Origin of the sequence: Homoserinibacter sp. YIM 151385 (genome assembly GCF_027912415.1) — a bacterium.
Classification (GTDB): domain Bacteria; phylum Actinomycetota; class Actinomycetes; order Actinomycetales; family Microbacteriaceae; genus Schumannella.
The window spans coordinates 333,590-353,000 of sequence record NZ_CP115175.1 but is presented as its reverse complement, the minus strand read 5'-3'; the positions used below and the strand labels follow the sequence as shown (position 1 = coordinate 353,000).

The 19,411-nt window shown below is 73.6% G+C and carries 15 protein-coding genes; 4 read left to right on the top strand and 11 right to left on the bottom strand.

Annotated features, from left to right (window positions below):
- Window positions 1–23: 23 nt before the first annotated feature.
- Together OF852_RS01695 and OF852_RS01690 are read left to right on the top strand one after the other, a co-directional pair.
- Window positions 24–1,349, top strand: coding sequence for an aminotransferase class III-fold pyridoxal phosphate-dependent enzyme (locus tag OF852_RS01695; RefSeq protein ID WP_271120086.1), 1,326 nt, complete (start codon window positions 24–26; stop codon window positions 1,347–1,349).
- A gap of 8 nt (window positions 1,350–1,357) precedes the next feature.
- Window positions 1,358–1,759, top strand: coding sequence for a hypothetical protein (locus OF852_RS01690; RefSeq protein ID WP_271120085.1), 402 nt, complete (start codon window positions 1,358–1,360; stop codon window positions 1,757–1,759).
- Between the two features lie 34 nt (window positions 1,760–1,793).
- On the opposite strand, the gene OF852_RS01685 is transcribed toward OF852_RS01690, so the two are convergent.
- Window positions 1,794–2,273 carry an OsmC family protein gene (locus OF852_RS01685; RefSeq protein ID WP_271120084.1) on the bottom strand — a complete coding sequence of 160 codons (480 nt, stop codon included), beginning with the start codon at window positions 2,271–2,273 and terminating at the stop codon, window positions 1,794–1,796.
- Between the two features lie 49 nt (window positions 2,274–2,322).
- Here OF852_RS01685 and gabT point away from each other — a divergent pair, with 49 nt between their 5' ends.
- Together gabT and OF852_RS01675 are read left to right on the top strand one after the other, a co-directional pair.
- Window positions 2,323–3,675 carry a 4-aminobutyrate--2-oxoglutarate transaminase gene (gene gabT / locus OF852_RS01680; protein WP_271120083.1) on the top strand — a complete coding sequence of 451 codons (1,353 nt, stop codon included), beginning with the start codon at window positions 2,323–2,325 and terminating at the stop codon, window positions 3,673–3,675.
- Complete coding sequence (locus OF852_RS01675) at window positions 3,675–4,619, top strand: asparaginase (protein WP_271120082.1); 945 nt, start codon at window positions 3,675–3,677, stop codon at window positions 4,617–4,619. The genes gabT and OF852_RS01675 overlap by 1 nt, the downstream gene beginning before the upstream one ends.
- A 495-nt stretch (window positions 4,620–5,114) precedes the next feature.
- Here the strand turns inward: OF852_RS01675 and OF852_RS01670 are convergent, their stop codons facing one another.
- The 10 genes from OF852_RS01670 to OF852_RS01625 all read right to left on the bottom strand — a co-directional run bounded on the left by OF852_RS01670 (window position 5,115) and on the right by OF852_RS01625 (window position 19,387).
- Window positions 5,115–6,494: a transaminase gene (locus OF852_RS01670; RefSeq protein ID WP_271120081.1), complete on the bottom strand. Its 1,380-nt coding sequence runs from the start codon at window positions 6,492–6,494 to the stop codon at window positions 5,115–5,117.
- A gap of 5 nt (window positions 6,495–6,499) precedes the next feature.
- The gene (locus OF852_RS01665; protein WP_271120080.1) at window positions 6,500–7,294 is read right to left on the bottom strand and encodes an ABC transporter permease; all 795 of its coding nucleotides are present in this window, start codon (window positions 7,292–7,294) and stop codon (window positions 6,500–6,502) included.
- Window positions 7,291–8,205: an ABC transporter permease gene (locus tag OF852_RS01660; RefSeq protein WP_271120079.1), complete on the bottom strand. Its 915-nt coding sequence runs from the start codon at window positions 8,203–8,205 to the stop codon at window positions 7,291–7,293. The genes OF852_RS01665 and OF852_RS01660 overlap by 4 nt, the downstream gene beginning before the upstream one ends.
- Window position 8,206: 1 nt before the next feature.
- The gene (locus OF852_RS01655; RefSeq protein WP_271120078.1) at window positions 8,207–9,403 is read right to left on the bottom strand and encodes an ABC transporter ATP-binding protein; all 1,197 of its coding nucleotides are present in this window, start codon (window positions 9,401–9,403) and stop codon (window positions 8,207–8,209) included.
- A 2-nt stretch (window positions 9,404–9,405) separates the two neighbouring features.
- Window positions 9,406–10,620 (bottom strand): ABC transporter substrate-binding protein, encoded by a 1,215-nt coding sequence (locus OF852_RS01650; protein WP_271120077.1) that lies wholly within the window; start codon window positions 10,618–10,620, stop codon window positions 9,406–9,408.
- Between the two features lie 164 nt (window positions 10,621–10,784).
- Window positions 10,785–13,616 carry an FtsK/SpoIIIE domain-containing protein gene (locus tag OF852_RS01645; RefSeq protein WP_271120076.1) on the bottom strand — a complete coding sequence of 944 codons (2,832 nt, stop codon included), beginning with the start codon at window positions 13,614–13,616 and terminating at the stop codon, window positions 10,785–10,787.
- Between the two features lie 91 nt (window positions 13,617–13,707).
- Window positions 13,708–14,637, bottom strand: coding sequence for a double zinc ribbon domain-containing protein (locus OF852_RS01640; RefSeq protein WP_271120075.1), 930 nt, complete (start codon window positions 14,635–14,637; stop codon window positions 13,708–13,710).
- Window positions 14,638–14,697: 60 nt separating this feature from the next.
- Window positions 14,698–17,001 (bottom strand): transglutaminaseTgpA domain-containing protein, encoded by a 2,304-nt coding sequence (locus OF852_RS01635; protein ID WP_271120074.1) that lies wholly within the window; start codon window positions 16,999–17,001, stop codon window positions 14,698–14,700.
- The gene (locus tag OF852_RS01630; RefSeq protein ID WP_271120073.1) at window positions 16,998–18,419 is read right to left on the bottom strand and encodes a DUF58 domain-containing protein; all 1,422 of its coding nucleotides are present in this window, start codon (window positions 18,417–18,419) and stop codon (window positions 16,998–17,000) included. The genes OF852_RS01635 and OF852_RS01630 overlap by 4 nt, the downstream gene beginning before the upstream one ends.
- Complete coding sequence (locus tag OF852_RS01625) at window positions 18,416–19,387, bottom strand: AAA family ATPase (protein WP_271120072.1); 972 nt, start codon at window positions 19,385–19,387, stop codon at window positions 18,416–18,418. The genes OF852_RS01630 and OF852_RS01625 overlap by 4 nt, the downstream gene beginning before the upstream one ends.
- Window positions 19,388–19,411: the final 24 nt, after the last annotated feature.

The window sequence follows — 19,411 nt, the reverse complement described above, 5'->3', positions numbered from 1 at the left end:
ACGAACGCGCCTAGGCTGGGCGCATGGACTTCTCGATCCCCCAGGAGCGGAAGCTCGTCACCGATCTGCCCGGCCCCCGCTCGCTCGCGCTGCAGGAGCGTCGCGAGCGCGCCGTCTCGCGCGGTGCCGGCACCCTCGCGAGCATCTACATGGAGCGCGGCTCGGGCGCGATCCTCGAGGACGTCGACGGCAACCGCCTCATCGACCTCGGCTGCGGCATCGGCGTGACGACGATCGGCCACGCGAACGCGGAGGTCGCGGAGGCCGCGGCCGAGCAGGCGCGCAAGCTCACCCACACGCTCTTCACCGTCACCCCGTACGAGCCGTACGTGCGCCTCGCGGAGCGGCTCGCCGAGATCACCCCCGGCGACTTCGAGAAGCGCAGCATCCTCGTCAACTCGGGCGCCGAGGCGGTCGAGAACGCCGTCAAGATCGTCCGCCGCCACACCGGCCGGCGCGTCATCCTCTCGCTCGACCACGCCTTCCACGGGCGCACCAACCTCACGATGGCGATGACCTACCGCCCCTGGCCGGAGCGCGCGGGCATGGGCCCCTTCCCGGGCGACCTCTACTCGGTGCCGGTCAGCTACCCCTTCAAGGACGGGCTCTCGGGCCCCGAGGCGGCGGCGCGCACGATCGACTACATCCGCACCCACATCGGGGCGGAGGAGGTCGCGGGCCTCTTCGTCGAGCCGATCCAGGGCGACGGCGGCATCGTCATCCCGGCCGAGGGGTACTTCGCGGCGCTCAAGGCGTTCTGCGAGGAGCACGGCATCGTCTTCGTCGCCGACGAGATCCAGGCCGGCATCGCCCGCACGGGCGCCTGGTACTCGATCGAGCACCACGGCGTCGTGCCCGATCTCGTCACGACCGCGAAGGGCATCGCCGGCGGATTCCCCATCGCCGCCGTCACGGGACGCGCCGACATCATGGATGCCGTCCAGCCCGGCGGGGTCGGCGGCACCTTCGGCGGCAACCCGGTCTCCGCCGCGGCCGCGCTGAAGACCCTCGAGATCATCGAGCGCGACGACTTCATCGCCGAGGCGCAGCGCGTCGAGCGCGCGCTGCGGGCCCGCATCGGCGACTGGGCCGAGCGCTACCCCGTCGTCGGGGAGGTCCGCGGGAAGGGCGCCATGTTCGGCGTCGAGCTCGTCCGGCCCGGAACCCGCGAGCCGAACCCGGAGGCGCTCACCGCGATCCTGCGCCACGCCACGGCGCACGGCGTCATCCCCCTCGACGCGGGCAGCTGGGACTCGGTCCTGCGGCTGCTGCCGAGCGTCGTCATCAGCGAGGCGCTCATCGACGACGCGGCCGGCGTCCTCGAGCAGGCGCTCGACGCGCTCGGCTAGCGGCGCTCGTGCGCACGACGGCGATCGTCCTCCTCGCGGCCCTCGCGGCGGCGGGAGCGGTCGGCGGCGTCGCGTTCCTCGTCGACCCGAGCGGGCACTCCCTCGGCCTCGAGCTCGAGCAGCTGCCGGTCTGGTGGCCGGGCGACTACCTCGGGCCGGGTCTCGGCCTCCTCGTCGTCTTCGGCTTCGGATCGCTCGCCGCGGCGGTCCTCCTCGGCATCCGGCACCGGCTCGGCTGGCCGGCCGCCGTCGCGATCGGCATCGCCCTCGTGCTGTGGATGGGGCTGCAGGTCGCGAGCATCGGCCTCGTCGCCGCGCCCATGCAGCTCGGGTTCAGCGCGCTGGGGCTCGTGCTCCTCGTCGTCGCGACGCTCGGCGCCCGCCGCCGCCTCGAACGGAGCGCGGGGTAGGGGCGGCCCGCGACCGGCGCTCGCTCAGCTCGGCTCAGCTCAGGGGGTCGTCGGCGAGGAGGATCGTCGGCTCATGCCCGACCGGGAAGGCCACGCTCGCGCGGATGAAGCAGGTCTCGGCGGCGTCGGCATGCAGGCGCCGCGCGAGCTCCGGATCGCCGGCCGAGACGGTGACGACGGGCCGCAGGGTGGCGCTCGCGAAGGCGCCGCCCTCCCCCGCCTGGCGGAGGACCCCGACCGCGTCATCCCGGTAGGACTCGACGACGACCCCGTGCTTCGCCGCCTGGTAGAGGTAGCTCATGAGGTGGCACTGGCTGAGCGCCGCGAGGAGCAGCTGCTCGGGGTTCCACCGGTCCGCGTCGCCGTGGAACGACGGATCGGCCGAGCCGAGGAGCTCGAGCCCGCCCGCCGCGCGGATCACGTGGTCGCGGCCGTAGCCGCGCACCGACTGCGTACCTGCCCCGCGATTGCCCGTCCATTCGACGGAAACCGCATAATCGTGCTCGTTCCTCAACGCGATCCCTCCCTGCGGGCTCCGGGCGCGGGTCTACACTCGGAGGATCATGACCGACACCCTCGACACCCCCACGCTATCGGCCGTGCCCCAGGCCCGCCGAGTCGTCACCGCCATCCCCGGCCCGAAGTCCGTCGAGATCGAGCGCCGACGCCAGGCGGTCGTCTCCGGCGGCGTCGCGTCGGTGCTCCCGGTCTACATCGCCCGCTCGCACGGCGCGATCGTCGAGGACGTCGACGGCAACCGCTTCATCGACCTCGGCGCCGGCATCGGCGTCACCACCATCGGCCACACCGACGACGAGGTCGTCCAGGCGGCGACCCGTCAGCTCGGCGATGTCACCCACACGCTCTTCACCGTCACCCCGTACGAGGCCTACGTCCGCGTCGCCGAGCTCCTCGCCGAGAAGACCCCCGGCGACTTCGCGAAGAAGACCGTCCTCGTGAACTCGGGCGCGGAGGCCGTCGAGAACGGCGTCAAGATCGCCCGCAAGTTCACGGGCCGCTCCGGCGTCGCCGTGCTCGATCACGCCTACCACGGCCGCACCAACCTCACGATGGCCATGAACTACAAGGCGGCGCCCTACGGCACCGGCTTCGGGCCCTTCGCCGGCTCCGTGCACCGCGCCCCTAACTCCTACCCGCTGCGCGACGGCCTGACCGGCGCCCAGGCGGCGGCCCGCACCATCGCGCACCTCGAGAAAACCGCCGGCGCGGCCGACCTCGCCTGCCTCGTCGTCGAGCCGGTCCAGGGCGAGGGCGGCTTCGTCGTCCCCGCCGAGGGCTACCTCGCAGCCCTCCAGGAGTGGTGCGCCGCGAACGGCATCGTCTTCATCGCCGACGAGATCCAGTCCGGCATGGCCCGCACGGGCGCCTGGTTCGCCTCCGAGCACTTCGGCCTCGTGCCCGACCTCGTCCTCAGCGCGAAGGGCATCGCCGGCGGTCTCCCGCTCGCGGGGGTCACCGGCCGCGCGGAGATCATGGATGCCGCACAGCCCGGCGGGCTCGGCGGCACCTTCGGCGGCAACCCCGTCGCGGCGGCCGCCGCGGTCGCCGTCTTCGAGCGCATCGAGCGCGACGGCCTCCTCGCCGAGGCCGCGCGCATCGAGGCGGTGCTCCGGCCCGCGCTCGAGGCGCTGCGCGCCGCGCATCCCGTCATCGCGGAGGTCCGCGGCATGGGCGCCATGCTCGCGATCGAGCTCGTCGACCCCGAGTCGGGCGAGCCGCGCGCGGATGTCGTCGGCGCGGTCGCGAAGGCGGCCGCCCAAGAGGGCGTCATCGTCCTCACCGCCGGCAGCTCGGGCAACGTGCTGCGCTTCCTCCCCAGTCTGGCGATCAGCGACGAGCTCCTCGGCGAGGCCGTCGAGGTGATCGAGCGGGCGCTCACCGCCGCCGGGGTCTGATGTCGCATCCGCTCCACCTCGACGGGGTCGTCGAGCTCGCGGTCCTCGAGCGCTCCGGCCTCGTCGAGTCGCGGCATCTCGGTGCCGCCGTGCTCCTCGACGGCGACGGCTCGGTGCTGCGCGCCCACGGCGACACCGGGGCGCTCGTCTACACGCGATCCACCCTCAAGCCTCAGCAGGCGCTCGCGGCGCTCGCCACCGGCCTGCAGCTCGAGGGCGAGCAGCTCGTCCTCGCCGCCGCGAGCCACGGCGGCACCGAGCGGCACGTCGCCGTCGTCGAGGGCATGCTCGCCGCATCCGGGCTCACGGAGGCCGACCTCGGCTGCGCGCTCGACTACCCGCTCGACGGCGCCGCGCGCCGTGCCGCGACCGAGCCGCGCCGGATCACGCAGAACTGCTCCGGCAAGCACGCCGCCTTCCTCGGCGCCTGCGTGCACGTCGGCTGGCCGACGGCCGGGTACCTCTCCCCCGAGCATCCGCTCCAGCGCGTGATCGTCTCGACTGTGGAGGCCCTCTCGGGCGAGCGCGTCGAGCACAGCGGGATCGACGGCTGCGGGGCTCCCGTCCACGCGCTGACCCTCCGCGGCCTCGCCCGCGGCACCTCGCGCGCGCTCACGAGCGACGCGCCCCTCGCGGCCGCGATCCGCCGGGACCCGTGGGCGCTCGACGGCGAGGGCCGTGCGAACACTGTCGCGATCGAGCGGACCGGCCTCATCGCGAAGGGCGGTCACGAGGGCGTCCTGGTGATGTCGGCGTCCGACGGCACGACGCTCGCGCTCAAGATGCTCGACGGCTCCGCCAGGGCGACGACGCTCGTCGGCCTCGAGATCCTCGCGCAGGAGGGCATCGTCTCGCGCGACGCCGCCGATGAGGTGCTCGAGCTCACCCTCGAGAGGGTCCTGGGCGGCGGCGAGCCGGTCGGCGCTCTCCGCCCTGCCATCTGAGGCGCCCCGCCCGCCCGGCCGGCCCGCCCGCCTCGCCCGCCGTTCTCCGCGCCCGCACGTCGGAAACTCAGGACTCCCGCGGATGCGCGCGCGAATCCGGGGCGATCTCCCTCCGCCTCGCGGACTCGACTCCTGAGTTTCCGACGCGCCAGCCGGGATGCCGCGCCCAGGACGCCGGCCCCACGTCCGAAGCAGCGCGCCACGTCGGAAACTCAGGAGTCGAGGCGATCCGCGCTTCGGATGCGAAGCCGATGCGGGGGCTGCGGGATGCGGAGTCCTGAGTTTCCGACGTGGGGAGCGAGCGGGCGGGCGGCGGGCTGGTGCCGGCCCGTGCGATCGGGACGGGGGGCCGAGGGAGCACGTCGGAAACTCAGGAGTGCTGCGCGGACCCCGAGGAGCGGAGACCCGGATCGTCGGACCGCCGGCGGCGGAGTCCTGAGTTTCCGACCGGCGGGCGGCGATGGCTCGGGGCTCGGCCGGGTTCGCGCGAGACGGTCAGGCGAAGAGGCTCGCGACGGCCTCGCGGAAAGCCGCCGTGTGGCGGGCGACGTCGGCGCTCGTCGTCGCGGGGCACATGAGCGCCATGTTGTGGAACGGGGTGATGAGGATGCCGCGGTTGAGCGCGTGGAGGTGCAGGTACTGCTGCAGCTCGAAGTCGTCCGCGTCGGCGGCCTCGCGTCCGTCGCGCGGCGGGGTCGCGCGGAAGCTGTACTCCGCGCGGGCGCCGAGCTGCGTGACCTGCCACGGCACCTCGAACTCGTCGATCGCGGCCTGCACGCCCGCCGTCCACTCGGTCGCCCGCTCGATCATGCCTGGGTAGACCTCGGCGGTGAGCACCTCGGAGAGCGTCGCGCGGATCCCCGCGGTCGATGCCGCATTCCCGGCGAGCGTGCCGCCGACACCGCCGACGTCGATGTCCTCGAGCCCCTCGCCGTCGACCGCGAGGCTCGCGCGGATGCGGGAGGCGAGCTCGGCGGTCGTCCCGTAGGCGCCGGCCGGGATGCCGCCCGCGATCGTCTTGCCGACGACCACGGCATCCGGCCTGAGGCCGTCCCGCGCGGTCATGCCGCCGGGGCCGGCGCAGAGGGTGTGGGTCTCGTCGATGACGAGCAGCGCACCCGCCGCGTCGCAGGCGGCGCGCACCGCCTCATGCCAGCCCTCGTCCGGCAGGACGATGCCGATGTTCGTCATCGCCGGCTCGATGAGGACCGCCGCGATCTCGCCGGTCGCGAGTGCCGCCTCCATCGCGGGCACGTCGTTGAAGGGCACGACGACGGTCGTCGCGTCCAGCGGCACGGGCGCGCCGATGTTCCCGCGACGGGCCACCGTCCGCCCCTCCTCGTCGAGGGTCGCGAAGGTCTCGTCGACCGAGCCGTGGTAGCTGAAATCGATCGCGACGATCTTGCCTCGCCCGGTGACGTGCCGCGCGAGGCGGATGAGGTGCCGATTCGCGTCGGTCGCCGTGAGCGTGAGCTGCCAGCTGGGGAGGCCGAAGCGCTCGGCGAGCAGCGAGGCCGCGATCCCGGCGTCCTCGGTCGGCATCATGAAGGTCGCGCCGCGTCGGAGCTGGGCGGTGACCGCCTCGACCGACGCGGCCGGCGCGTGCCCCACCATCGCGCCCGTGTCGCCCAGGCAGAGGTCGACGTGGTCGATGCCGTCCACATCGGTGAAGTGGGCCCCCGAGGCCTCCGCCACGTGCACGGGCCAGGGTCCGGGCCACTTCGTCATCCAGAGCATCGGGACGCCGTCCGGCAGGTTCGCCGAGGCGCGCCGCCAGAGCTCCTCAGAGCGCGGCCGCTCGGCGCGGAAGCGCGCGAGCTCCTCGCGCATGAGCCGCCCGAGGCGCGCGCGGTCGGCGTAGCGTCCGGTGCTCAACGGGCTCAGCCCTCGTGGAGGAGACGACGACGGCGGATGGCGGCGGTGATCTGCGAGATGAGCACGATCGCGATCGCGAGCGCGAAGATCAGCGTCGCGAACACGTTCGCCTGCGCGGGGATGCCGCGCGCGGCCGCGATGTAGATGAACTTCGGGAGGGTCTCGGCGGCGCCGGAGACGAAGTTCGTGATGATGAAGTCGTCGAAGCTCAGGGCGAAGCTGAGCAGCGACGCGGCGACGATGCCGGGCGCGAGCAGCGGCAGCGTCACGCGGAGGAAGACCTGCGCGGGCGAGCCGTAGAGGTCGCGCCCCGCCTCCTCGAGCGTCGGATCGATGCTCGCGACCCGCGCGCGCACGGTCACGACGACGAAGCTGATGCAGAACATGATGTGCGCGATGACGACGGTGGTGAGGTTCTTCTCGATGCCGAGGTTCACGAGCTGCGAGCTGAGGCCGGACCCGAGGATGAGCTCGGGCGTCGCCATCGGGAGGAAGAGCAGGATGGTGAGCGTGTTGCGGAACCGGAAGCGGTAGCGCACGAGGCCGATCGCGATCGCGGTGCCCATCGCGGCGGCGAAGACCGTCGCCGTGACGCCGACGAGGATGCTGTTCCCGAAGGCGGTGCAGACCCGTTCCACATCGCAGATGCCGAGCCAGTTGTCGAGGGTGAAGCCGCGCCAGATGATGTTGCTGCGCACGGCGTCGTTGAAGGAGAACACGATCGTGTAGACGATCGGGACGAGCAGGATCGCGAAGAGGACGATCGAGTAGGCGCTGATGCCGAGGTTCCGGATCTTCACAGCAGGTCCTCCGTCTTGCTGAACCGCACGTACAGGGCGACGGGGATGAGGATCGCGATCATGAGGATGATCGACATCGCGGCCGCGATCGGGTAGTTCTGCGTTGCGAGGAAGTTCTGCTCGATGACGTTGCCGATCATCGCCGTGCTGGGGCCCCCGAGGAAGCTCGGGCTCGCGTTGATGTAGTCGCCGGTCGCCGGGATGAAGGTGAGCAGGGTGCCGGAGACGACGCCGGGCATCGAGAGCGGGAGGGTGATGCGGAGGAAGGTGCTCGTGCGGCTCGCGTAGAGGTCGCTGCCCGCCTCGAGGTAGCGGAGGTCGAGGCGCTCGAGCGAGGCGTAGATCGGCAGGACCGTGAAGGGCAGGAAGTTGTAGGTCAGGCCGAAGACGACCGTGAACGCGGTGCCGGTGAGGTGGGTGTCGGGGCCGGCCAGGCCGATCGCCCCGAGCACCCCGAGCACCGGGCCCTCGTCGGAGAAGATCTGCTTCCAGGCCAGGGTGCGGAGGAGGAAGCTGATGAAGAAGGGCGCGATGACGAGCACGAGCGCGAGCGACTGCAGCAGCGGCGCCGTCCGCAGCGTCACCCCGATGAAGTACGCGAGCGGGTAGCCGAGGACGAGCGCGAGGATCGTGGCCATGAGCGCGAAGCCGAAGGAGCGCGCGAGGATCTCGCCGTACTGCGTGAACGCGTTCGCGTAGTTCGCGAGGTTCGTCGAGTAGACGTACTGCCCGATGTCGAAGGTCGGCGAGGGGGCCATGAGGCTCGTGAGGACGAGCGACACGAGCGGCGCCACGTAGGTGAGCGCGAGGTAGATGGTGCCGGGGAGCAGGAGCAGCAGGACGATCGGGCTGCGCCGGCGCGGTGCCGGCTCGGCCGAGACGTCGGTGCTCGCGAACGCGCCGAAGGCCATCTCAGGCCTCGCCGAGCTCGGCCTCGATGCGCTCGCGGCGCTGGACGGCGATCGACTTCGTGTCGTCGTCCGCGTCGAAGCGCGGCCCCGTGGCGGGGTCGTCCTCGAGCCCGAAGCCGTGCTCGATCGACCAGCTGAGCCAGACCTCGGCGCCGAGCTGCGCGGCGGGTCCGAACTGCAGGTTCTGCGCGAACACCGCGACGACGCCGATCCCGGGGACCTCGACCTGGTACTGGGTGCTGACGCCGCTGAAGGACACATCGGCGACCCGGCCGGGACCGAGGAGGTTCACCCCGGCCGCGGCGACCGGCTTCGCCGTGTGCAGCGTGAGCTTCTCGGGTCGCACGCCGATCGTGACCTCGCCCGCGTGGCGCTGGGCCCGCTCGCGCGGCACGGCGAGCTTCGCGTCGCCCACCGCGACCACGAGCTCCTCCCCCTTCGAGCTCGTGACGCGCCCGGTGAAGAGGTTCGACTGGCCGAGGAAGTTCGCGACGAAGGCGGTCCGCGGCAGCTCGTAGAGCTCCTCGGGCGCGCCCATCTGCTCGATCTCGCCCTTGTTCATGACGGCGACCGTGTCGGCCATGGTCATGGCCTCCTCCTGATCGTGCGTCACGTGGAGGAAGGTGAGGCCGACCTCCTGCTGGATCTGCTTGAGCTCGAACTGCATCTGGCGGCGCAGCTTGAGGTCGAGGGCGCCGAGCGGCTCGTCGAGGAGCAGCAGGGCGGGGCGGTTGACGACGGCGCGCGCGAGCGCGACCCGCTGCTGCTGCCCGCCCGAGAGCTGGGCGGGACGGCGCTGCGCGAGATGGTCGAGCTCGACGAGCTGGAGCGCCTCGTGCGCCTTCGCCGTCGAATCCGCGACGCCGCGCCGCTTGAGGCCGAAGGCGACGTTCTGGAGCACCGTCATGTGCGGGAAGAGCGCGTAGCTCTGGAACACGGTGTTGACGGGACGCTGATGCGGCTTCGTGCTCGTGACGTCCTTGCCGCCGATGAGGACCCGGCCCTCGGTCGGCTGCTCGAGGCCCGCCACGAGGCGCAGCGTCGTCGTCTTGCCGCACCCGGACGGGCCGAGCAGGGCGAAGAAGGACCCGGCCGGGATCGTCAGATCCAGCCGGTCGATCGCGGTGAAGCCGGGGAAGCGCTTCGTGATGCCCTGGAGCTCGAGGTCGGCGCCGGCTTCGTCGAATGCCTGTGCCACGATCAGGCGCCCAGCAGCACGCTCTGGAACTCGGTGCCGTAGGCCTGCTCCTCTTCGGGGCTGAGCGTCCGGAAGGCCTTGACGGTCGAGAGCGTCTCCTCGTTCGGGAAGATGAGCTGGTTCTCGGCGAGCTCGGGGTCGTTCGCCTTGACCCACTCGCTGTCGACGGCGCCTTCGACGGGTGTGATGTAGTTCACCCAGGCCGCCACCTCGGCGGCGACCTCCGGGTCGTAGTAGTAGTCGATGAGCGCCTCGGCGTTCGCCTTGTGCGTCGAGCCCATGGGGACCACGAAGGTGTCGTTCCAGATCGTGCCGCCCGCCGAGGGGATGACGAACTTGAACTTCTCGTAGCCGGCCTCGAGGTTGGCCGCGGTGATGTCGCCCGACCAGCAGATCGCGGCGAGGGTGTCGCCGTTGTTGAGGTCGTCGAGGTACGAGTTGCCCTTGACCGTCCGGAGCTGACCCGAGGCGACGTGCGATTTGAGCTCGTCGATCGCGGCCTTGAACTCGTCCGCCGAGAACTCCGCCGAGATGTCGACGCCCTGCTCGAGCAGGATGAGGCCGATGGTGTCGCGCATCTCGCTGAGGACGCCGACGCGGCCCTTGAGCTCGGGAGCCCAGAGGTCGGAGACGCTCTCGAGCTTCTCGATCTCCTCGGTGTTCCACGCGATGCCGGCGAATCCGCCCTGCCAGGGCATGGAGCGCGTGCGGCCGGGGTCGAAGTCCGGCTCGGCCAGCGAGGAGATGAGGTTCCGGGTGTTCGGCATCGCGGCGCGGTCGAGCTCCTGCACGTAGCCGAGGCGGACGAGGCGGGCGACCATCCACTCGGTGAGGCACACGGTGTCGGCGCCGATGTCGCGGCCGGCGGCGAGCTGGTCGCGCACCTTCGCGTAGTACGAGTTGTTGTCGTCGACGTCGACGCGGTAGTCGACGGCGATGCCGCTCTGCTCCTCGAAGCGGGCGAGCGTCGGGGAGTCGCCCGCGTCGTCCTCGTCGAGGTAGGCGGGCCAGTTCGCCCAGATGAGCGTCTTCTCGCTCTCGGATGCGTCGGTCGCGGGGGTGAGCTCCGCCGCGGCGGGCGGGGCGCAGGCGGCGAGGCCGAGCGTCGCGGCGCCGATCCCGGCACCGGCGAGCAGGTTGCGGCGGCTCAGCTGCGCGGCGCGGGCCTGCGTGATGAGCTGGCGGACCATGGGGTCTCGGGGCAGAGGACGGGGCATCGGAGCTCCTTCGTGACGCGCGGCCGCAGTGGTGCGGGTTGTTGGTCGATAGTGGCACAGGATCACGGCTTCGGGAATGCGAATGGGACGATTTCGCGCAATCTGAAACACAGATTTCACGGAATCCGTCGCGCCACCCGATTCTCACGGTCGATTCCGTCGAATCACGCGTGCTCGCCGACCGCCGTGCCGTCGCCCCCGGCGAGGCGGACGCGATGGACCTCGCCGGCGCGCACGAGCCAGCCTTCCCGCCGATCCCCGCGTGCGAGCGGCGGCGGCGTCCGCCGGGTGCGCGCGAGCAGCCGGAGCTCGGCGCTTCCGCAGCCGATCAGGAGGAGGCTGCGGCTCCGACGCACCTCACCGAGCAGCCCGGGCGCGGACTGCCAGGCGTCGGCATCCCCGATGGCGGTCTCGTCGGGGTCGAGCGGATCGCGCGCCGCCGCGGGCTCGCCGAGCACCCGCACGCGCACGCCGCGCACGAGCAGTTCTCCCGCGAGCTCGACCGCCCGCGGCGAGACGATCGCGATCCCTCGGCCTGCGGGATCGACCGACGGGACGGGGATCCGCTCCCACGCGGGCGCCTCGAGCCCCCGGTCCGGGTCGGGCGCGACCACCTGCGCCTCGAGCTCGCCCCACCGACCGCGGCCGGGCGGGAGGCCGGGGCGCCAGGCTGCGGCTCGGCCGCCCGCGAGGGCGTGCTCCTCGCGACTCGGGAGCCCGAGCAGCAGCCTCGCGCCGAAGGCGGCGGCCAGACCGCCTGCGCCGCTCGGAACCGTCCGCGCGCTCGCGGCGAGCTCCAGGCCGCGCCTCCGGCCGTCCTGGGCGAGGGTCGCGAGGAGCGACGCCGCCTCGACGCGATGCTCCTCCTCGAATGCCGCGAGGACGCGGTCCGCGTCGTCGACGAGCAGCAGCCGGAGCCGGCCGCCCGCCTCTCGTCCGAGCTCCCGCTGCCAGAGCTGCCAGGCATCCGCCGGCTGCGGGGGGCTCCAGAGCACCTCGCCGCCCGCGTCCTGCCGGGCCGCGCCGAGCGCGCGGAGCGCCGTGCTCCGGCCGGACGAGGGCCCGCCGACCACGAGCAGCGCACCCTGCTGGTCCGCCGCCCACCTGGCGACGGCGCGATCCTGCGACTCCGGCCGGTCGAGGATCGCGAAGGCGAGGCCCCGATCCGGTGCCGCGGCGGCGAGACGGGCGAGCTCCGACGCGGGCAGCGCGACGGGAAGCGGCGGGAGCCACGGCGCCCGCGGCGCGCTCGCGCCGAGATGCCGGCGCGCGGCGCGCTCGAGGTCGTGGGCCGAGGCCGAGGCGATCTGCACGAGCGCCGGAGCGGCGCCGCGGATCGACAGCAGTGCCCGGCCGATCGCCTCGGGAGGCAGGCGCACCGCGGCGTCCGTCGAGAGGAGCGCGGTCGAGTCGGCGCGGTCGGCGACCCGGAGGCAGGCGCGGATCGCGACGTTCGCGAGCACGGCCTCGCGGAGTGCTGCCGCGGGACGCTGCGAGCAGAGGATGAGGTGCATCCCGAGCGAGCGCCCCCGCGCCGCGACGTCCGAGACGAGCGCGTGGAGGCCGGGATGCTCGGCGAGCAGCGCGGCGACCTCGTCGACCACCATGACGAGCCGAGGGAGGACTCCCGCGGGCAGCTGCTCGATCGCCCGGACACCGTGCCGCGCGAGCAGCGCCTCGCGTCGACGGGTCTCCGCCGCGAGACTCTGGACGGCGCGATCGGCGAGCCCGCCGTCCAGGTCGCTGAGGACGCCCGCGACGTGCGGCAGACCCGCGAGGGGCGCGAAGGTGGCGCCGCCCTTGAAGTCGACGAGCAGGAGCTGCAGCGCATCCGGCGCGAGCCGCTCGGCGAGCGAGGCGATCCAGGTGAGGAGGAGCTCGCTCTTGCCGGAGCCGGTCGTCCCCCCGATCACGGCGTGCGGGCCGTCCGCCACGAGATCGACCCAGCGCGGGCCGTCCGGTCCGACGCCGATCGGGATCGCGAACGGCCCGGGCGCCTCGAGCGCGGCGAGGTCTGACGCGGCGACGCGCGACGGCAGCATCGACGCGGCCGGGCGCAGCCCGTGCCGGCGCGCGCGCTCCCCGATCGCGGTCGCCGCCGTCCGCGCCTGGACGAGCGAGAGGTGTGCGCCGGCGATGTCGGCGGCGTCGAGCGCGACCCCGTCGACCCGTACCGCGACGGGGTCGATCCCCGCGAGCTCCACGACCGTGCGCGTGCCGGGCGGTGCGTCCTCCGGTTCCGCGCACCAGCTCACGAGGAGCTCGAGCTGCGGCGCGCGGAACCGGAAGGTCCCGGACTCCTCCTCGCTGGCCGCGTGCTCCAGACCCGCGATCCAGGCTTCTCCCTGCGGTCCGCCGAGCTGCGTCGTGCGCGGATCCGTGACGGCGGCCAGCTGCACGGCGATCGAGCGCGCGAGGGCGCGCGCCGGCACGGCCGGTCCCGCGATGGCGATGCCGCCGAGCGCATCGAGCAGGACGGGCGCCTCCGGCACGCGACGCGCACGGCTCCGGATCGCTCGGATCCGCTCCGCGATCCGCTCGGGCGTCTCCTCGGCCGCTCGGCCGCCCTCCGTCTCGATGCCCGAGGGCACCGTGCCGCGGCCCAGGAGCACGGGCACGGGCCGCTCGCCGTCCGCCCAGACCGCGGGGCCGCGCGACTCCGCCGAGGCGAGCCCCGCCGGAGGTGGCGCGAGGCGCGCGAGCTCGGCTCGCACGGCCAGCTGCAGCTCCTCGAGCTCCGTCTCGGCCGTGTCGAGCGACTGGAGGACCCGCGCCGTCTCGCGACGGAGATCCCGCCGCCGCTGCCAGGACGCGTCGAGGAGCCCGGCGGCGAGCATGAGCGGCCCCAACGCTGCGAAGAGCAGGACGGTCGGCGTCCGCAGGACGAGCCAGAGCAGCCCGGCGCCGACGACCGGCACGAGCGCCGCCGCGAGCGGGAATGCCCGGCGCCGCTCCGGCAGGGCGAAGCGCGGCAGGTCGAGACGGCGGGAGGTCATGCACGACAGTTCAGCCGCCATGCCGGCGGCCGCGTGCCGACCGAGCCGGATCCGTGGAGAGGCGGCGGGATGCCGGACCTGTTGAGGAGGGTCAGCTCACGACGAAGAACTGCTCGCCGATGTCGACGCGCGTGCCCCGCGAGACCAGGTACCGCCGACCCGGCTCACAGCGTCGGGGCGTCGCCTCGGGGGCGCGGAGGACGGATCCGTTCGTCGAGAAGCGGTCGGCCACCCAGAAGCGGCCGTCCTGCTGGCCGAACTCGAGGTGCGTCTTCGAGACGGACTTCCCGGCATCGAGGACCGCGATCGTCTGATCGACGTACTCCCCCGGCTCGGCCGCCGGGTTCCTGCCGATGAGCCCGCTTCCGGAGACCGTGACGCTCTCGCCCGTGCTGAACTGCAGCACGAAGCGCACCGGCTGCGGGCCGCGCGCGACCAGACGGGTCTGCTCGACATCCTCGTGATCGGCCGGCGCCCCCGCCGCGACGGCTGCGTCGATGGCCGGCTCGACCGTGGCCCGCGGCGCGAAGGGCGAGGATGCGGGGGCCGAGGATGCGGGGGCCGCGGAGTGCGGTGCCGCCTCGACCGAGGTCTCCGACTTGAGCTCGGGCTCGGGCTCCGGCTCGCGCTCCGGCTCGGGCACAGGCGCGCGCGCCGCCTCCGGCGCCGGCTCGGGCACCGCCTCCGACTCGGGCGCGACCTCCACCGCGACCGCCGGCTCCGGCTCCGGCTCGCCGTGCGCGGCCTTCTCCTGCGCCGCGCGCCGCTGCTCCTGCAGCTCGAGGGGGTCGACGCGGACGGTGTCGCCACCCGGGGGCGAGCCGATCGCGGCGGTGGGCTCGACCGGCCGCTCGACGAGGGCGCCGCAGGATCCGCAGAACAGGTCGTGGCGCCCGAGCGGCGTCGCACAGCGGGTGCAGGTCCGACCCGAGGGGGCCGCGGTGAACCCGACCGCCTGCCCGCACTCGGCGCAGAACATGGCGCCGCGCGGGAGTCCGGTGCCGCAGTGACGGCAGTTCATGACGCACTCCAGTGAGCTCGGGCTCCTGCCCACGGCGTCCGCCCCCGGGACGCCCGGACGCTAGCGCGTGAACAGGCTCCGGCCACTATATCCGCCGAGCGATCGGAGCGAGATGAGCGCGACGAGCCGCTGCCGGCGACTCCGCCCGCGATCGAGGTCGGCCCGCATCCCGCCGACCGCGGTCCACACCCGATCGGCGTCCTCGGCGTCCGGCTCGCCCGGCCCGAACACCGCGCGGTCGGCGACCGCGGCGAGTGTGCGGGACTGCTCGAGCTGCGAGACCCGCGCCGTCTCGGAGCGGGTCGCGGACGCCGGCGGCTCGTAGCCGCGGTCGAGCAGCGCATCCCGGAACTCCTCCCAGCCGCCGCTGATCCGCTGGACCGGCGTCGGCGCGCGGCGCCGGAGTCGGCGCCGTCGCGCCTTGGCGCCCACGATGAGGAGGAACGGCGACAGCAGGACGAGGAGCGCACCGGCGGCGATCCCCGCGACCCGCAGCACCGCGAGCACGATCTGCAGGAGCCGGTCGTCGGGCTGCTGCTCCTGCTGCGAGGTGTCGGGCGGCGTCTGCTCGTCGCGCGGGTCCGGATCCTCGGGCGGCGGCTGCACGGGCGACTGCGGGCGCGCGACCTGCTCGGGCTCGGGGTCGTCCTCCTCGGGGATGGGGCGGGGCGGGGGCACGGGGTCGATCGCGACCCAGCCGCGCCCGGCGACGTCGACCTCGATCCACGCGGTCGCATCCGAGCCGAGCACGTCGATCGGGCTGCCGCTCGCCGCCGGGGCGAAGCCGACGACGACCCTCGCCGGGAAGCCGAGCTGCCGCGCCATGAGCGCCGCGGTGGCGGCGTACTGCTCGGCGTCGCCGATCATGAGGTCGTCGGTGACGAGCTCGGTGATGCGGTCGGCGGCGTGGCCGGAGCGGCTCTGCGGCTCCTCCTCGTCGATCCCGTGGCTGATGTAGCCCTCCTCGCGGAGACCCTGGATCGCGGCGAGCAGGCGCTCGCCCGGCTCCTGGGCGTCGTCGACGTAGGCGTCCAGCTTCAGCGCGAGGCCGTCGGGGAGCTCGCCGAGCCGCGGGACGCGCGCACCGCCGGGGCGGGCCGCGCCCACCTCCTCGTCCGAGAGCGGCGCCGCGACGACGGAGCGCACGCGGTAGGCGTCGCCGGCGTCGAGTCCGCGGATGACGGCGGCGGTGTCGCCCGTGTCGTTGAAGTAGAAGCTGTCAGCGAGCCGCTGCGCATCCCCGCCGCGGAAGCCGATCTCCTCGAAGGCGCCGGCGAGGGGCACCCAGACGCCGCGATAGCCGAGGATCTCGACCTCGAGCACGACCTCGACGCCGTCGACGCCCGACTGGTCGACGGAGGTCGGCACGCGCACGAAGCTCCCGGAGGCGGTCTCCTCCTGCGAGCTCCCGACCGAGTAGACGACGCCGTCGTAGCTGTCGAGCGCGGCGACACGCAGTCTCGCGCCGTCGGGCAGCCCGTCGACGTGGAGCATGACCTCGTCGCGCCGCTCCACGGCGAGGTAGCGGCGGAGTCCGGCGAGGGGGCTCGGGTAGGCGCGCGGGTCGAATGGCTGCTCGACGGCGGTGCGGAGCACATCGCGCTCCCCGGCGGGCGGGAGCCCGGTGGTGGCGCCGATCCCCGCCCCGGCCGCGAGCGCGAGGATCAGGCCGGCTGCGACGACGCTGCGCACGCCGGCGATCCGGTCGGCGACGGCCTCGAGCCGGCGCGGGCGCTCCTGGACCTCGGGGGCGAGGAGTCGGATCGCGGCGCGACGGCGCATCGATCGCAGGCGCACGCACCACAGGAGGATGACGGCGAGGAGGGCGAGGGCGAGCGGCACGGGCCAGGGCACGGTCGCGGGGCCGAAGACGATGCCGACGACGAGGATGACGACGGAGGGGATCGCGGCGAGCTCGGGTCGCCGGCTCCGCAGCGCGACGGAGAGCGCGACGATGGCACCGCCGAGCACGAGCAGGAAGGCGGGGACGAGCAGCGCCTGATAGCTGCCGACGGGCAGCGTGATGGTGAGGAGCTGGCGCCAGCTCAAAGCGACGGCGCCGAGGAGCTCGAGGATGCCGTCGAGGCTGGGCAGGACCCCCGACACGGCGCGCTCCGGCACCGCGACGGGCACCCCCGCCGCGAGGAAGACGAGGAAGCCGGCGAGCACGACGACCGCGGCCGGCCAGCGCCAGGCGGCGCCCGCCGCGGCCACGAGCGTGCCGAGCACGAGGCCGATGCCGATGAGCACGAGGAAGCGCTCGCCCTGGTACACCGGCCACATCGTGAGGGCGGCGATGCCGACCGAGAGGCAGGTGAAGAGCACGCTCGAGAGCGCCGAGGCGACGCCGCGCTGCGGGTTCATGCGATCGCCGCCGCTCGCGCCATGGCCGCGCGGAGGTCGTCGAGGTAGCCGATGGTGAGCACGGTGAGACCGGCGACGCGGCGGAGGCCGGGCTTCGCCTCGGGGTCGCAGACGACGGCGACGACCTCGACGTCGGGCGGGAAGCCGGAGGACGCGGCGCGCAGCTCCGAGGCGGCGGGCACCGAGCCGCAGATCAGGAAGGCGACCGAGATCCCGGCGACCCGATCGGCGGTGACGCGCGCGACATCCCGCACCCCGAGCGCCGTGGGGGCCATCTGCACGACGGCGAGGTCGTCGAGGAGCCGGGCGGGGCGCACGGTCGCGAGTCCCCGCACCGCGAGCACCTTGCGGCGCGCGAACTCGGGCGTCTTCTCGCTGACGACGACGGAGACGGTGCGGCCGTCGCGGATGGCGCGGACGCCGAGGCTGCCGGCCGCGCTCACGGCGAGCTCGAACTCCTCGGGCGAGGCGTAGTCGGCCAAGGCGAGGCTCAGCGCGACGACGAGATGGCTGCGGCGCGTCTGCTCGAACTGGCGCACCATGTAGGTGCCGGTCTTGGCGGTCGACTTCCAGTGGATGTAGCGGCGGTCGTCGCCCGCCTGGTACTCGCGCAGGGCGTGGAAGGACACGTCGCTGTCGGTGAGGTCGCGGGTCGCGGCGCCCTCAAGGTCGCGGATGAGGCCCGTCGAGGTGGAGGGGACGGCGACCGTGCGCGGGTGGACGGTGAGCTCGATGGCGTCCGCCCAGATGAGCTCGCGTCGGACCAGGCCGATGGGGTCGGCGCGCACGGAGCGGACGGGGCCGACGGGGACGATCCCGCGGTGCACGGTCGGCACCGCGGTCTCGCGCTCGTGGACGCCGCCGCCGCGCAGCCCCGGCACCACCACCTCGACGAGCCCCTCGCCGACGGGGATCTCGGCCGTCGAGCCGAGGATCCGCAGCCGACCCGGGTTCTCGATCCGCACGATCATGGCGGCGGTGTCGCCGACGACGACGCGGCGGTGGGCGAGTTCGAGCGTCATGCGGTACCCGGGCCGGCCGACGAGCGCGATCGCGGCGACGACGATGAGGAGCACCCCCGCCCAGCCGACGGCGGCGAGCTCGATCCAGCCGAGGCGGTAGCCCGCGAGCAGGCAGAGCGGCACGAGCGCGAGAACGACCCAGCCGAGCGGCGTGACGACCCCGGCGAGGCGCGAGCCGGCGCGGCGGAGCACACCCCCGACGACGCTGCCGGCGCGCACGCTCGCGACGACGGCCTCCGCGAGGAATCCGGTGCGCGTGCCGACGAGGCGCGTGCGCGTGTTCGTGAGGCCGACGTCGCCGGTCGTGGTGACGGCGTCGGGCCGGTGGGTGCCGGTGGCGCTGGTCCTGGTCGCGCCGCGGCGCGAGGAGCGCCCCGGTTCGCGGGGCGTGCTCACACGGCTTGCCGATCGCTCGGCGGCGGCGTCTCGATGAGGATCTGCGCGACGATGCTCGAGCTCGTGACGCCGTCGAACTCGGCCTCGGGATCGAGGACGAGCCGGTGCGCGAGCACGGGCTCGGCGAGGGCCTTGACGTCGTCCGGGACGACGTAGTGCCGGCCGCTCGCGGCGGCGAGCGTCTTGGCCGTGCGGGTGAGCGCGAGCGCGCCGCGGACGCTGGCGCCGAGGCGGACCTCCTCGGCGGTGCGGGTCGCCTCGACGAGGCGGCCGACGTAGTCGTTGATGGTGGGGTCGACGTGGACGGTCCGCGCGAGGCGGGCGAGCTCGAGGACCTCCTCGGCGCCGACGATCTCGGGGAGCGTCGTCTCGTGCGCGCGGGTGCCGGCGCCCTCGAGGATGCGGAGCGTCGAGGCGTGGTCGGGATAGCCGATCGAGGTCTTCATGATGAAGCGGTCGAGCTGCGCCTCGGGGAGGCGGTACGTGCCGGCCTGCTCGATGGGGTTCTGCGTCGCGATGACCATGAACGGCGAGCCGACGGGGTGCTCCTCGCCGTCGACCGTGACGTGGCCCTCGTCCATGACCTCGAGGAGCGCCGCCTGCGTCTTGGGGCTGGCGCGGTTGATCTCGTCGGCGAGGACGATGTTCGCGAACACGGGGCCGCGGTGGAAGTCGAAGCGGCCGGAGCGCTGGTCGTAGATGCTGACGCCCGTGATGTCACCGGGGAGCAGGTCGGGCGTGAACTGGATCCGGCTCGAGCTGCCGCCGACGCTCTGCGCCATGGCCCGCGCCAGCGAGGTCTTGCCGGTGCCGGGGGCGTCCTCGAGCAGCAGGTGCCCCTCGCTGAGCAGGGCGACGAAGCCGAGGCGCACGACGAAGGTCTTGCCGAGCAGGACCTGCTCGACGTTCTGGACGAGGCGGGCGAAGGCGTCCTGGAAGGATGCGGCCGCTTCGGGCGTCATGGTCATGTCTGGGGGCTTCCGTTCGGGGTC